Source organism: Sphaerotilus sulfidivorans, assembly GCF_013426975.1.
In the GTDB taxonomy this organism is placed as follows: domain Bacteria; phylum Pseudomonadota; class Gammaproteobacteria; order Burkholderiales; family Burkholderiaceae_C; genus Sphaerotilus; species Sphaerotilus sulfidivorans.
The window spans coordinates 22310-36810 of record NZ_JACCPY010000018.1 but is presented as its reverse complement, the minus strand read 5'-3'; the positions used below and the strand labels follow the sequence as shown (position 1 = coordinate 36810).

14 protein-coding genes are annotated in these 14501 nt (G+C 69.3%); 1 reads left to right on the top strand and 13 read right to left on the bottom strand.

Annotated elements, in window-relative coordinates:
* Window positions 1-12: 12 nt before the first annotated feature.
* The 13 genes from HZU84_RS12065 to HZU84_RS12005 all read right to left on the bottom strand — a co-directional run bounded on the left by HZU84_RS12065 (window position 13) and on the right by HZU84_RS12005 (window position 12835).
* Window positions 13-1446 (bottom strand): flagellin N-terminal helical domain-containing protein, encoded by a 1434-nt coding sequence (locus HZU84_RS12065; RefSeq protein ID WP_180692932.1) that lies wholly within the window; start codon window positions 1444-1446, stop codon window positions 13-15.
* Between the two features lie 141 nt (window positions 1447-1587).
* Window positions 1588-2856 (bottom strand): glycosyltransferase family 4 protein, encoded by a 1269-nt coding sequence (locus tag HZU84_RS12060; protein WP_149502272.1) that lies wholly within the window; start codon window positions 2854-2856, stop codon window positions 1588-1590.
* A gap of 20 nt (window positions 2857-2876) precedes the next feature.
* Window positions 2877-4016: a glycosyltransferase gene (locus tag HZU84_RS12055; RefSeq protein ID WP_149502273.1), complete on the bottom strand. Its 1140-nt coding sequence runs from the start codon at window positions 4014-4016 to the stop codon at window positions 2877-2879.
* 1 nt (window position 4017) lies between these two features.
* Window positions 4018-4635, bottom strand: coding sequence for an acyltransferase (locus HZU84_RS12050; protein ID WP_149505103.1), 618 nt, complete (start codon window positions 4633-4635; stop codon window positions 4018-4020).
* A gap of 11 nt (window positions 4636-4646) precedes the next feature.
* Window positions 4647-5903 (bottom strand): lipopolysaccharide biosynthesis protein, encoded by a 1257-nt coding sequence (locus tag HZU84_RS12045; RefSeq protein WP_149502274.1) that lies wholly within the window; start codon window positions 5901-5903, stop codon window positions 4647-4649.
* A gap of 11 nt (window positions 5904-5914) precedes the next feature.
* Window positions 5915-7039 (bottom strand): DegT/DnrJ/EryC1/StrS family aminotransferase, encoded by a 1125-nt coding sequence (locus HZU84_RS12040; protein ID WP_149502275.1) that lies wholly within the window; start codon window positions 7037-7039, stop codon window positions 5915-5917.
* A gap of 11 nt (window positions 7040-7050) precedes the next feature.
* Complete coding sequence (locus HZU84_RS12035; RefSeq protein ID WP_149502276.1) at window positions 7051-7782, bottom strand: HNH endonuclease family protein; 732 nt, start codon at window positions 7780-7782, stop codon at window positions 7051-7053.
* Window positions 7783-7785: 3 nt separating this feature from the next.
* Window positions 7786-9012, bottom strand: coding sequence for an AAA family ATPase (locus HZU84_RS12030; protein ID WP_149502277.1), 1227 nt, complete (start codon window positions 9010-9012; stop codon window positions 7786-7788).
* Between the two features lie 90 nt (window positions 9013-9102).
* Window positions 9103-9375, bottom strand: coding sequence for a hypothetical protein (locus HZU84_RS12025; protein ID WP_149502278.1), 273 nt, complete (start codon window positions 9373-9375; stop codon window positions 9103-9105).
* 4 nt (window positions 9376-9379) lie between these two features.
* Window positions 9380-9889, bottom strand: coding sequence for a hypothetical protein (locus HZU84_RS12020; protein ID WP_149502279.1), 510 nt, complete (start codon window positions 9887-9889; stop codon window positions 9380-9382).
* Complete coding sequence (locus tag HZU84_RS12015; protein ID WP_149502280.1) at window positions 9889-11163, bottom strand: AAA family ATPase; 1275 nt, start codon at window positions 11161-11163, stop codon at window positions 9889-9891. The genes HZU84_RS12020 and HZU84_RS12015 overlap by 1 nt, the downstream gene beginning before the upstream one ends.
* A 3-nt stretch (window positions 11164-11166) precedes the next feature.
* Window positions 11167-11751, bottom strand: coding sequence for an acyltransferase (locus HZU84_RS12010; RefSeq protein WP_149502281.1), 585 nt, complete (start codon window positions 11749-11751; stop codon window positions 11167-11169).
* Window positions 11752-11776: 25 nt separating this feature from the next.
* Window positions 11777-12835, bottom strand: coding sequence for a Gfo/Idh/MocA family protein (locus tag HZU84_RS12005; RefSeq protein WP_149502282.1), 1059 nt, complete (start codon window positions 12833-12835; stop codon window positions 11777-11779).
* A gap of 159 nt (window positions 12836-12994) precedes the next feature.
* Between HZU84_RS12005 and lysS the strand changes: the two genes are divergently transcribed.
* Window positions 12995-14500, top strand: coding sequence for a lysine--tRNA ligase (gene lysS, locus HZU84_RS12000; RefSeq protein WP_149502283.1), 1506 nt, complete (start codon window positions 12995-12997; stop codon window positions 14498-14500).
* The last annotated feature ends 1 nt before the right edge of the window (window position 14501 follow it).

Sequence of the window (14501 nt, the reverse complement as noted above, 5' to 3'; positions counted from 1 at the left end):
ATGTCCCCGGGCTCAGCGATCCGGCAGCAGCAGGCCCAGCACCATCCTGGGCATCAGCTGGGCCTGTCCGAGCAGGGTCCGGGCGGCTTCGGTCTGCACCTGATGGCGCATCCGGTCGGACAGCTCGGCGGCGATGTCGGCGTCGACGATGCGGCTCCGCGCGGACCGGGCCGCCTCGTCGGCGTCGCCGAGCTGCTCGAGGGTGCGCTCGAGCCGGCTGGCGCTGGCGCCCAGCCGGCCGCGGTGGCCGCCGACCCGGTCGATCGCCCGGTCGATCAGGGCCAGGCTGGCCTGCGCTCCGTCCTGCGTGCCGATGCCGCTGCCGGTCAGGCCGAGCGCAGCACTGTCCGAGGGGAGATGATCCAGCGACAGCATCGTCGGAGCGCTGCCCGAGTCGGCCTGCAGGACCACCTCCGAGCCACGGGCACCGCTCGACACCAGGGTGCTGCCGTCCTCGGCCTCGATCCACGAGGCCTGCGCGATGAAGCTGCCGGAGCCGACCACCATCACCAGCAGCGGCTGGGTGGTCTCGTCGATCGTCATGGCCTCGTAGCGGTAGCTGTCGTTGACCCTGCCGTCGTTGACGCCGCCGTCGTGCTGATCGCCGTCACCGCTGTAGCTGAGGGTCATGCCGGCGAACTGGCTGACCAGCGGCAGCGCGTTGGACGTGACCAGCAGCGGATCGGCAAAGCCGGTGCGCCCGTCGAGCAGCACGCTGTCGTCGTAGGTGGCGCCGTCCGCGAAGCCGAGGTCCGGCTGCATCACCGCCCGGGTCAGCGTCTGCGCATCCTCGATGCCGTTGGCTCGCCAGCCGCTGTCTCCGGGGCCGGTCCCCAGCAGCTGCTGGCCTTGTGTCGTGAAGACCTGAATGTCGTCGTCGGCGCCCAGGGCATCGATCTCCAGGCGCACGTTGCGCATGCCGGCCGGAATGTAGGCGATCGGGCGGATGCCCGAGCTCATCGCCACGCCCTGATCCAGCGCGGAGAAGGCTTCGCTGAGGTAGGGCGTGTGTCCCGATGCGCGCTGCGACTGCAGCAGGCTGGTGCCGAACAGCCGCGCGCCATCGGCGATCGCGTCGACCTGCGCCAGCAGGGCCTGGTATTCCTGCTGCAGGTTCGCGCGGTCCGCATCGCCGAGCGTTCCGTTGCCGGACTCGAGCGCGAGCTCGCGGGCGCGCTGCAGCGTCTCGCTGATGCGCTCCAGACCGAGGTCGGCCTGCTGGACCTGGCCGATGGCATCGTTCAGGCCGCGGCCGATCACGCCGTGCGCGCGGATCGTCGCGCTCATGCGCTCGGAGATCGCCAGACCGGCCGGATCGTCGGCGGCCTGCTGCACGCGCAGGCCCGAAGACAGCCGCGCGACTGCGCGTGCCGCCATGCCGTCCGGCTGCGACAGGCGGCTCATGCCCGCCTGCGCGACCGACATCGTCGCGAAGAGACTCGCCATCATCATTCCGGCCTGGCTCTTGCGAGCCGGCCGCCACCCTGGACCGTCAACGGTTGTGTTGTCTTCTGCAGGGATGATGCTAGGACGGCATGCCCGCCCGCCAGGACCGGATCTGAAGCCGGTTCAGTTCACTGATTCCGCTCAGTTCCTCGAAGATGGCAAAGCTGAAACCGCGTCGATGAAGCGCCGGGCCAGCACCGGATAGGTGTGGTTCGCCATCACGAAGGCGCGGCCGCGCTCGCCCATGGCGCGGCGCTCGGCCGCGGGCAGCGCGGCGAGCCGGCGCAGTCCCTCGGCCACCGCGTCCGGTGACTCCGGCGCCACCGTCAGGCCGCAGCCGGCCTCCGCGACCGGGTCGTTGCCGGCCTCGACCGAATGCAGCACCGCGCAGCCGGCCATCATGTAGTCCATCAGCTTGTTCGGCGCGATGCCGAAGCGGTAGATGGGCACGCGCTGCCAGCCGATGTAGGCGATGTCGATGCCGGCCAGGAAGCTCGGGATCTGGCGCTTGGGGATCGGCGCGAGCATCGTGACGCTGGCCTCCAGGCCCTCGGTGCGCACCCGCTCGGCCAGGCGATCGCGCTCGTGGCCGCCGCCGACCATCACGAAGGCGATCGCGGCACCGGCGTCGCGCAGCCGCTTGGCCGCGTCCAGCAGCGTGTCGAGCGCGTTGGGCAGGCCCATCGAGCCGGCGTAGCCCACCACCGTGCGCCCGGCGGCCCGCGCCGCCGCGACCGCGCCGGCGACATCCTCGCGCAGCGGCTCGGGCTCGCCGTCCCACTCGTCGAGCGTGATGCCGTTGGGCACGATGTGCAGCTTGCGCAGGTCCAGGCCGCGCCCGGCCATGTGCTCGTGCACCTTCGGCAGCATCGACACGACCACGTCGGCGTCGCGGTAGGCATCGTCCTCGGCCTTCTGGCACATCAGGATGAAGGGATGGCGCGGCGACATGCCGCCCAGCTCGATCGGCGACAGCGGCCAGAGGTCGTGTACCTCGAAGACCAGCTTCGCGCCGGCCAGCCGGGCCAGGCGGCGCGCCACCCAGATGTCCATCGGATAGGTGCTCGAGGCGATCACCACGTCGGGGCGGAAATGCCGGGCGATGCCCGGCGCGGCGCGCCAGACCTGGCTCAGGAAGGCCCAGATGTTCTTGACCCGGCCCAGGCCGTTGCCCTGGTAGGGCGGGCCGGGAAACCACAGGTAGTCGATGCCGTCGATGTCCTGGTGCTCGGGCTGCTCGACCGGGCGGCCTCGGGGCGTGGGCGCGGTGGCGCGCACATGCGAGGTCGCGCAGGCCACCATCTGCACCCGGTGGCCCAGGCGCACCCATTCGCGTGCGAGATAGTAGGGACGGAATTCCATGCCGAGCGCGGGCGCGCCGGCATAGTGGTTCAGGTAGAGAAGATTCATCGGGCTCCGGGGACGGCGGCTCACATCAGCTCGGCCATGCGGTCGAGCAGGCCGACCACCGCCGGCGCGAACTGGCCGTGCAGCCGCACCCACTCGTGATTGTCGCGGCCGATCTCCAGCGCCTGCGGCAGCAGCGGCGCGAGCTGCATCGGCAGGTTCATCAGCTCGATCGGGGTGTCGGTCAGGATCAGGCCGTTGTGGCCGGAGCGCACCAGCTCGTGGTTGGCCGGCAGGTCCGACAGGATCGGAATGCAGCCGCTGGCCATCGCCTCCAGCACCGACACCGCCACCGAGTCGCTCGAGGGCAGGCTGAGGTACCACTGCGCCTGCTCGTAGTGGCGCTGCTGCGTCGCCGCATCCAGCCGGCCGACGAACGCCACATGGCGCGACAGGCCCAGCTCGGCCACGCGCGCCTCGAGCGCGCCGCGCAGCGAGCCGTCGTTGGCCACCGTCAGCCGCGCCTCGGGGAAGGCGCTGGCCAGGGTCGCGAAGGCGGAGATCACCCGCTCCGGGCGGTAGATCGGCTCCAGGCCGCGGTTGGCGAAGAAGGTCCACGGCGCCTTGCGCACCGGCACCGGCGGCATGCGCTCCAGGCCGAAGGGAAAGACCTGCACCTCGGCGGCGCCGAGCTGGCGCATCTGCGCGGCCATGTGCTCGGAGTCGCTGGTGGTCAGCGTGCTGGCGCGCAGCACCTGCGAGGTGATCCAGCGGTAGTGCGGCCCGCGCTGCGGCGTCACCAGGATGTCGCTGCCCCAGGCCGAGGCGCAGATCTGCCCGCGCAGCTTCCAGCCCTTCTTCGCCGCCACCGTCAGCGTGCCGTGCGAGGTCAGGTAGTGCGGGTGCAGCCAGTCGGCGTCGACCTGCTGCAGCCAGCGGCCCAGCTCGGGCAGCCGGCGCAGCACGCCGACGTTGCCGCCGCCGTGGCGGGTGTCCTCGCCGAGCGCGAAGCGGCAGCGCTCGGGCACCAGCGCGTCGAAGCCCGGCGCGAAGCCGCGGCTGGAGGCCACCCACAGGTCGACCTGCGGCGCCAGCGCGCGCGCCCATTTCAGCAGGTGCGGGCTCTCGGCGTCGCCGATCAGCACATGGCGCCAGCGGCCGTAGGCAGGCGGGTCGGTCTCTGGCAGGGCTTCGGGAAGGTCGCGGATCAGTCGTCGGGCCATGTCAGCGGCGGTGTGTGTCGTCGTCAGCCGGGCCGGGCGCCGGTGCGGCGGTCCAGGCGGCGTGATGCTCCCTGCATTGCGGATGTCGTTGCAGCAGTGTCTCATCCCCGTCGCGGCTGTCGCCGACCACTTGCGCCGGGCTGCCCTCCAGGACCGCGAAATCCGGAAACGAACCCCTCACCCGGGTGCCGGCGCGCACCACGCTGCCGCGGCCGATCCGGCTGCCTGCCTCGATGACGCAGTGCGGACCGATGTAGCTCCAGGCGCCGATCTCCACCGGCGCGGCGATCCAGCCCGGGCGCTCGCCCGGTCCGGCCCAGGTCGCGAAGGCGGGCCCGAGCAGGCGCAGGCTGCGGTGCGAGCTGTGGGTGACGATGGCGCAGTGGCTGGTGATCTGCACCCCGTCGCCGATCGTCACGCCGGCGCCGGCCTCGATCAGGTTGAAGTGGCCGATGAAGACATGGTCGCCCAGGCGCAGACCGTGCTCGTGCTCGATGCAGGTCGACGGCGCGATGCGGGTGTGCGGCAGGTCGCGCCCGTGCGAGCGTTCGCCGAACAGCATGCGGAACCGCAGCGGCCACAGCAGGCGGCGGCGCCAGCGGTTGAGGGCAGCGCGCAGCGCCAGGGTGTTCATCGCGGGGTCTCCGCAACCGGCCAGGTGGCCAGCCGCCAGAAGTAGAAGCCGAAGTAGAGCAGCATCGCCAGCGACACCGCCTGGCCGGCGCCCTGCAGCCCGCCCAGATGCAGCCCGAGCGCCAGCGCGCCGACGAAGGCGATCTGCCCGACCAGCGCCAGGCGCAGCGCCCAGCCCTGGGCCTGCCAGGCCATGGTCACCACCGCCAGCGGCGCGGCGACGAAGTGCACGCCGATGTAGGGCGCCAGCACCGCCGCCAGCTCGCCGGCCGGACGCCATTGCGCGCCGAAGAACCAGCCGAACAGCGCCGGTGCGAGCAGATGCAGCGCCAGCGCCAGCGCGGCGCCACCGGCCAGCAGCACCGCCATCACCCGGCGCACCATCGTGCGGGCCGCCGGCGTGCTGCCGCCGGCGGCGACCAGCTTCGGATAGAGCGCCTGCGACACCGCGCCGCCCACCAGCGTGGCCGGCGCCTTCAGATAGCGCAGCGACAGCGCCCAGAAGCCGGCCGCCGCCGGCCCGAGCTGGGCGGCGATCAGCGCCACCGCCAGCGTGTCCTGCAGCGCGCCGGCGAAGGCATGCGGGGTGTTGAGCAGCGGGAACTCGCGGTGCCGGCGCGCCATCTCGCGCTCCAGTGCGCGCTCGGGCGCCGGGGTGTGGCGCAGTCCGCCCAGCGGCAGCCGCAGCAGCGCGATCGCGCCCGCCACCGCGGCGATGCTGCCGGTGATCAGCCCGCCCACGCCCCAGTGCAGCCAGCCCAGCAGCAGCTGCACCAGCGTCGTGCCGGTGTGCTGGCTGAAGCGCGCCGCGGCCATGTCGGCGAAGCGCTGCTCGCGCGTCGCCCAGAGCGTGGCCAGCGAGGCCAGGCTGGCGCTGGCCACCGCCGCCGGCAGCGCCAGCCAGCCCAGCTCGGCCTGATGCCAGGCGGCCAGCGCGCCGCCGGGCACGCACAGCAGCGTCAGCGCCATCAGCAGGCGCAAGCACAGCCGGCGCAGCGCCTGGGCCTCGGCCTCGTCACGGGCCAGCGGCAGCGCGAATTCGTAGCGGCCGCAGCCCAGCACCGCCAGATTGGTCGCCACCGAGGCAAAGAGCTGGAAGCGGCCGAACTCCTCCGGGCTGTAGAGCCGCGTCAGCAGCGGGCCCAGCAGCAGCGGGATGGCCTGGGCCGCGGCGCTGCCCAGCAGCAGCAGCAGGCTGGCGCGCAGCAGTCCGGCCGGGACCCGACCGGCCGGCGGCGCGGAAGACTCGCTCATCTCGGACCGGCTCAGGCGTCCGCGGCCAGCCCGGCCAGCGCTTCGGCCAGCGCCGCGACGACGCGGTCCTGGTCGGCCTCGGTCAGGTCCGGGCTCATCGGCAGACTCATCACGCGGGCGGCGGCGTCCAGGCTGCCGGGGCAGCAGTCCGGGCAGCAGCCGGCGGCATAGGCCGCCTGGTGGTGCAGCGGCTTCGGGTAGTGCACGGCGGTCGGGATGCCGGCGGCCTGCAGCGCCGCCTGCACCTTGGCCCGCTCCGGCACGAACACGGTGTACTGGCCCCAGACGCAGTCGCGGTCCGGCCGCACGGTCAGCAGGCCGAAGCCGGGATGCTGCGCGGCCAGCGGCGCCAGCAGCGCGTGGTAGCGCGCGCCCAGCTCGCGCCGGCGCTGCAGTTCCCACTCGAAGCGCGGCAGCTTGGCCAGCACGACCGCGCACTGGATCGTGTCCATGCGTCCGCCCACGCCGACGCGGGTGTGCGTGTAGCGCGCGCTCTGGCCGTGCACCCGGATCTCGCGCGCGGCCTGCGCTATTGCCTCGTCGTCGGTGAAGAGCGCGCCGCCGTCGCCATAGCAGCCCAGCGGCTTGCTCGGGAAGAAGCTGGTGCAGCCGATGGTGCTGGTCGCGCCGCTGCGCCGGCCCTGGTAGGTCGCGCCGAAGCTCTGCGCCGCGTCCTCCACCACCGGCAGGCCGTGGCGCGCGGCGATCGCGTTGATGTCCGTCATGTCGGCGACCTGGCCGTACAGGCTCACCGGCATGATCGCGCGCGTCCTCGGCGTGATCGCCGCCTCGATCAGGCGAGGATCGATGTTGCAGGTGTCGGGTTCGATGTCGACGAAGACCGGCCGCGCGCCCAGCAGCGCGATCACCTCGGCGGTCGCCGCGAAGGTGAAGGGCGTGGTGATGACCTCGTCGCCCGCCTTCACGCCCAGCGCCATCAGCGCGATCAGCAGCGCCTCGGTGCCGCTGGAGACGGTCACGCAGTGCTTCGTGCCGGCAAACGTCGCCAGCGCGGCCTCGAGCGCCTGCACCTCCGGCCCCATGATGTACTGGCCGTGATCGAGCACGCGATGGATCGCCGCGTCGATGTCGGTCTTCAGCGCGGCGTAGGGGGTCTTGAGGTCGATGAATTGCATGGGCAGTGTGCTCAACGAAAGGCCGCTTCGCAGGCCATCCAGGTGTCAGGTTGTTGGAGACGCAAGTCGGAGAAAGGCTCGACGGTTCGGCCGATCTCGCCGAAACACCAGGGCAGCAGGCCGTGGTCGTCCTCCTCCAGCAGTTCGGCGATGAGTGCCGGTGCGGATCCGCCGGCATCCAGTGCGCGCTCGACCGTCCTTTTCAGGCGCCGAAACGTCTTGCTGTGTCCGATCGTCACTTCCCGGCGGTCCAGTGCCAGCAGGCGTACGGTTTCCAGCCCTTTCGGAGAGCGCTGATCCGATTGGGCATCGTAGCGTGCCTTGATCAGGCCAGACTCCGGCTCGAAGTCCAGGTGTTCCCATGGATCGTCCACGGTCGGGTCGATCAGCAGAGGGGCGCCATTCAGCGTCGGAAACTGGTCGCCCTTCTTGCGGTTGCATGTCGTGCAGCACAGCAGCAGGTTCAGCCAGTGGAACGCATGGGTCGGGTAAGGCTTCTTGGGGCGGAAATGCTCGATGTCGCAGCCGTGCGAATCGGTGCAGTACATGCAGCGCCAGTGCGGGCCGCTCATGTTGCGCAGGGCATCAAGAACGCCGGTCAATGCCTTGCGCTGGCGGGCATTGCGCCACTCGCGTTCGATGTCGAGGGTGCCTTGTTCCTGCAAGGTGTCGGCGCGTGACTGGCAGCGGGCCAGGAAGGCGCTGGTCCGGGCGGGCAGAGGCGGGCGCGTGAGGCGGCGCATCGCTCAGGGCTCTTCGTCCGGGTTGATGTACTGGCGCAGTCGTTCCAGCTCCACCAGTTCAGCCTGGGTCAACTTGCCGCCTGCGCGCTGCTTGGTGCGCAGGTCCGCAAAGGCCGACCGGGCTTCGACGGCCACGGGCGAGCGGGTGTTCTGCAAGCCGAATGCTGCGGAGCGCAGGATCGTGTCCGGCCGCGACGAGATCACCTCCTGATATTCCTCCGCCGTCAGCGCCCGGGCCGGCTCGTCGCTGCCGGGCTCGGGCAGCACGAACAGGCCGTTCGGATCGGCCGCCTGGCAGATCAGCGGGCTGTGGCTGGTGACGATGAACTGGATGTTCGGGAAATGGCGCTTCAGCCAGAAACCGATCTCCCGCTGCCACTCGGGATGCAGATGGGCGTCGATCTCGTCGATCAGCACGACGCCGGCCGGTTTCAGGAACAGCCGCCCCTCGTCATCCCGTCCGGTCAGGTCGTCCGTGCCGCAGGCGTTGACCATGTGACGCAGGATGTCGGCGAGCAGGGCCAGCGCAGCGCGGTAGCCGTCGCTCATGTCGGCCCAGGACAGCGCATTTCCATCGCGGTCCTTCAGCCACAGCCCGTCGGAATCGACCCGATCGACGGTGATCTGATTGGGCAGGAAATCGTCGTTGAGCAGTTCGAGAACGACGGCGAGCGTGGCTGCGGCCTCGGGCTTCTGTTCCAGACGCTTGTAGTTCAGGTTGCGGAGCCAGCGATCAACTTCTACGAGCGATGCCGTTTCCTGGAACAAGGTGACAAACCGTTCGACGACCGGAGCGGTCATCAGGTCGGAAATGTCCGGTGCTGCCCGGGAGATTCTGCGAAATGGCCCGTACCCGCAGGAAAACCCATCTATTGGGTGCGAGTCGAATACACCCATGGCGTCTGGCATGAGAACACCGCCCACTCTTGCAGGGTGCTCGACGATCTCGATGTGTGCCCGATGATCTGTGCTGCCATTTGCGATGGCGTGTAGCTCAATTTTGCCGTTGCCCGCTCCTGAGCGAACCCAGCCGCGAAAACTGGGTTGTAGTGCAGCCCGGATATTTTCTGCGAGGACCAGCGCCATCGCCCGCAGCACCGTGCTCTTGCCCGACCCGTTGTCCCCGGTCAGCACCGTCCAGCCGGCGTACTGTCCCTGGCCGCGGTCGAAGCTGAACTCCAGCTCCCGGAAGCCGCGGATGTTCTCCAGCCGGATCGTGTCGATGTACATGGCGCAGTGGATGAGCGGAGGAAGGCGGAGGAAAAAGGCGCGTGCAGCAGGCGCCCGACGATTGTTGCAGAGCGCCCCGATCCGACTGGCTCAGGCGGCTCGCCGGCGCCGCCAGCGGCGCACCCCGAGCCCGAGCAGCGCCACGACCCAGGGCAGCAGCGCCAGCAGCAGCGGCGTGCCCCAGTCCATCGCCTGCAGCTCGTCTGCCGAGGGAAAGGGGCTGCCGACGAACTGGTGAAGCCGCTCGCGGTGCCAGCGCTGCCCGGCCAGCGCGAGCTGGGCCTGGGTCCAGAAGGCCAGCGCCAGGGCGGCGGCCAGGATCAGGAGCCGGCGCCATGGGCGGAACACGGTGGCAAGGGGCATGGCGTCAGGGCAGCTCGACTCGTCGCTGAGGAGACGACAGGCCGGCCTTGGCGAGTCGCCGGGCTTCCGCGCTGTGGGGCAGGATGCGGATGGCCCCGGTCATGGCCAGCCAGCGGTAGGCCGAGACCTCGTGTTCGAGACGGCGCAAAGGCTCGAAGGCGGGCTGGTTCAGCTTGTCTTTCAGCCAGGCCAGCTTGTCGAGCATCTTCTGCACTTCTCCTGTGCTGGATGCCGGGTGGGCTTCCAGCCAGACCAGACTTTCCTGGCCCGACTCACCGCGCACGCCGATGCCGTAGTCCCACCGAGCTGCCGTGGGCTCGCTGGCCAGAAGGCAGGCATCCAGATCGATGCTGGCCGTGTGGCGATGACCTGGCTTCAGCGCCACGCCCGGACGGTATTCGCCCTTGACGGCGCTCAGCCCGTGTTGCGGCTCCAGTTCCGCATGGCGGCAGGCGTGCTCGAAGTCGGACGGGGCTTGCTCGGATCGAGCGTTGGCTTGGCGACGGGTGGCCATCAGATCGAGGTTCCGGTGCGGACTGCTGCGCGGTTCACGGCGGCTGCGATGGTGGCGTTCACTCGCGATGAGAAGCCGGTGATGCCGCCCCATTCGGATTCGGCCTGTTCCAGCGCTCCCGGGTCCAGCGCCGAGATGTCCCGGACTGGGCTCTGGCGGTCGAAGAAGTAGACACGGTAATCCTTCGACAGGGCGGCTTGAGCCAGTTTCTTGGCGGAGTCCTCTGCCTTCAGGCTGAACAGGTCGCGGATGTCTTTTTCCGTGGCTCCAAGCTGCTTGAACTCCTGTATAGCCCAGATCATTTCCAGCACGACCGGCGAATGGGTCGAAATGACGACCCGATAGCCTCGCCGCATCAATTCCAGAACCAGCAGCAGCACGGCGGAGATGCCTTGGGGGTGCAGGCCCATTTCCGGCTCTTCGAGCACCACCCATTCGATCACCTCGTCCTGGGTTGCGCCTGACATGCGCTGAGGGTTGGGGACTTGGCACAGCCAGTATAGGCCCATCAGCAGCGGCGTGAATTCGCGCTGACCGGCAGACCAAGACAAGAAGCCTAGCGCTTTGGACTGGCCATCCAGCTGCAGCGCCAGACGCTTCGTGAAGTTCGACTCGTCGATCAGTAGCTTGCCACCACCAAAAAGATGCTGGTGGATCGGGGTGCGCAGACTCTTGTTGAGCTTCCGCGGGGAGGGGAACAGTTCTCCCTGGGCACCGAATTCGTTCTGGATCAGGTCATGCACGGCATCGCTAAAAACGCGAAGGGTGTAGGGATCGCCGTAATTGAACTGCCCGAAATTCTGAGACACGCCGCCTGGCAGACTCATGACGCGCTGCGCAGGAATATAAAAAAGCCGTTCGTGCTTGATGCGACTCTTGGGCGCCTTTCCGGGCGAGGCATAGTCCGGCAGGTTGATCTTCTTGCCGTTCCAGGTCAGCGCGGAGGTTTCCGCGTTCCAGGCCCCGGCCATGCCGCCGCCAAAATAGCCTTCCAAGAAGGCTTCGGCCCTTCCTGCCACATTGACGTTGTGATGGCGGAAGGTATCGTGAATGTGATCGCGGTCGATCAGCAGCTTGAGTGTTTGTAGAAAGATGCTTTTGCCAGTAGCCTGCGGGCCGACGATCACGGTCAGGTCGCCGAAGGTCACATCGGCCGACAGGATCGGCCCAAGATGCTCGATTTGCAGGCGAGGAGCGGCCGCCGGTCTGGTGACGCGAGCCCGCTTGCTCGTGATGGCAGGCGCTGCTTGTGGGTTTAGGGAGTCGTTCGTCATCCGTCACTCCACCATGATCACCACGTCGCCGACGAGCCGATACCGCTCCCCCGTCGCCGGGCAGCTGGCCTCGCCCTCGCCGCGCACCGGCAGGCCCAGGCGTTCGCCGTGGCGGCTCATCCAGCCGATGCGCCTGGCCGGCACGCCCACCATCAGCGCGAAGGCCGGCACGTCGCGGGTGATCACGCTGCCGGCGCCGACGAAGGCGTGTTCGCCCACCGTGGTGCCGCAGACGAGGGTGCAGTTGGCGCCCAGCGTGGCGCCGCGCTTCACCACGGTGCGCAGGTATTCGCTCTTGCGCGACACCGCCGCGCGCGGGTTGTAGACGTTGGTGAAGACGACGCTGGGGCCGCAGAAGACGTCGTCCTCCAGCGTCACCGCGTCGTAGACCGACACGTTGTTCTGGATCTTCACGCCCGAGCCGATGACCACGTCGTTGCCGACGAAGACGTTCTGGCCGAGCGAGCAGCCCGCGCCGATGCGCGCGCCGGCGCAGACGTGGCTGAAGTGCCAGACCCGGGTGCCGGGCCCGAGCCGGGCGCCGTCGTCGATGATCGCGGTGTCGTGGTGCCAGGCGGGTGCGTCCATGTCGGTTCTCCGGATCGAGGGGGGATCAGAACACCAGCGGCAGGCCGACGCGCACGCCGTCGCGCGCCGAGCGGTAGCCGGCGATCAGCACTTCCAGCGAGCGCAGGCCGCTGTAGCCGTCGACCTCGGCGTGCGCCTCGCCGCGCAGCGTGTCGATGACGTTGGCGTAGTAGAGCGGATGACCGAAGCCGTAGACCGAGGTTGTGGCGTAGCTGGCGGCTTTGATCTGCTCGTCTTCGGGGCGGGGCGCGTCGAATTCCCAGTGCTGGATGTCGTTCACCGCCACGCCGCCGATGCGCACCGTGCCGCGCTCGCCCAGCACCGTGATCGAGCCTTCGAGGTTCTTCGGATACGTCAGCATCGTCACGTTGATGCTCGCCAGCCCGCCGGCGCGCAGGCGCAGGCTCATCACGCCCGAGTCCTCGGCCTCGATGTCGCGGCCCTGCGTCGCGGTGTAGGCATGCACGTTGTCGACCGGGCCGACCAGCCAGTCGACCATGTCGACATAGTGGCTGGCCTGGTTCATGAAGGCGCCGCCGTCCATGTCCCAGCGGCCGCGCCACGGCGCCTCGTCGTAGTAGCTCTGCGGCCGGGTCCAGAAGACGTTGACCGTGACCATGTGGATGCGGCCGAAGCGCTTCTCGTCGATCGCCTTCTTGAGCAGCTGCATCGTCGCGTTCAGGCGGTTCTGCTTGACGACGAAGAGCTTCACGCCGGCGTCGCGGCACTCGCGCACCATCGCCATGCCCTCGTCCCACTTGGTGGCCATCGGCTTCTCGGAGAGCACATGGCGGCCGGCGCGCGCGGCGCGGATCGCCTGCTGCGGATGCAGGCCGCTGGGCGTGGTCAGCACGACGATGTCGGCATCGACTTCAGCCAGCATCGCCTCCAGCGAGGTGAAGGCGCGTGCGCCGGTCTGCGCGGCGGCGGCCGCGGCGCGCTCGGGCAGCTTGTCGCAGACGGCCACCAGCTCGGCGCGGTCGGCATGCTGCGCCAGCGCGCCGAAATGGTTCTTCGCGATGCGGCCGCAGCCCACCAGGGCGAAGCGGATCTTGCGGTCGGTGATGGGGAAGGCGACGGTCATGGTGGCAAAACAGGCGGCAGAGGCGCCGCGAAGGGGCGGCGGGGCGGTCGATCGATTTTAGGCGGCGGCCCGGGCGGGCCTAGAATCGCCGCGAAATCCTTCCCTCCACACGACACCCGCCTGCCGCGCCCGCCGCGGCCGGGCCGAGCCGAGCCGACGATGAGCCACGCCGCCCCCACTCCCGTTCCCGCCGACGACAACCAGCTGATCGCCGAACGCCGCGAGAAACTCAGCCAGATCCGCGCCCAGGGCGTCGCCTTCCCGAACGACTTCAAGCCGCGTGACCACGCCGCCGACCTGCTGGCCTCGGCCGAAGGCCGTGACAACGAGGCGCTGGAGGCCACGCCGATCAGCGCCTGCATCGGCGGCCGCATGATGCTCAAGCGCGTCATGGGCAAGGCCTGCTTCGCCACGCTGCAGGACGGCACCGGCCGCATCCAGCTCTACATCACCCAGGACAATGTCGGCCCCGAGAAGCTGGCCGACTTCAAGCGCTGGGATCTGGGCGACATCCTCGGCGCCGAAGGCACGCTCTTCCGCACCAAGACCGGCGAGCTGTCGATCAAGGTCACCTCGATCCGCCTGCTGACCAAGGCGCTGCGTCCGCTGCCCGACAAGTTCCACGGCATGACCGACCAGGAACAGAAGTACCGCCAGCGCTATGTCGACCTGATCACCGACGACGCCGCGCGCGCGCGCTTCCGCGCCCGCTCCAAGGCGGTGTCGAGCATCCGCGAGTTCATGATCGACAACGGCTTCCTCGAGGTCGAGACGCCGATGCTGCATCCGATCCCGGGCGGCGCCAACGCCAAGCCCTTCATCACGCACCACAACGCGCTCGACCAGGAGATGTTCCTGCGCATCGCGCCGGAGCTGTATCTGAAGCGCCTGCTGGTCGGCGGCTTCGAGCGTGTGTTCGAGATCAACCGCAACTTCCGCAACGAAGGCATCTCGGTCCGGCACAACCCGGAATTCACGATGATGGAGTTCTATGCGGCGTACTGGAACCATCATGACCTGATGGACTTCACCGAGAACCTGCTGCGCCAGGCCGCGATCGCCGCCACCGGCGCGGCCCGCGTGACCTACGCCGGCAAGGAGGTCCACCTCGACGAGCCCTTCGCGCGCCTGTCGGTGCGCGACTCGCTGGTGAAGCACGCCGGCCTGACCGAGACCGAGGCCGACGACGCCGACGCGATCCACGCCAGGCTGAAGTCGCTCGGCGAGGAGCCGCCGAAGCACTGGGGCCTGGCGCAGCTGCAGTTCGGCCTGTTCGAGGCGGCGGTCGAGGAGAAGCTCTGGCAGCCGACCTTCATCATCGACTATCCGGTCGAGGTCTCGCCGCTGGCACGGGCGTCGGACACCAACCCGACGATCACCGAGCGCTTCGAGCTGTTCATCACCGGCCGCGAGTACGGCAACGGCTTCTCCGAGCTGAACGACGCCGAGGACCAGGCCGCGCGCTTCCAGTCCCAGGTCGCCAACAAGGAGGCCGGCGACGACGAGGCCATGTTCTTTGATGCCGACTTCATCCGTGCGCTGGAATACGGCATGCCGCCGGCCGGCGGCTGCGGCATCGGCATCGACCGCCTGATCATGCTGCTGACCGACTCGCCCAGCATCCGCGACGTGATCCTGTTCCCGGCGCTGCGCCGCGAGGGCTGAG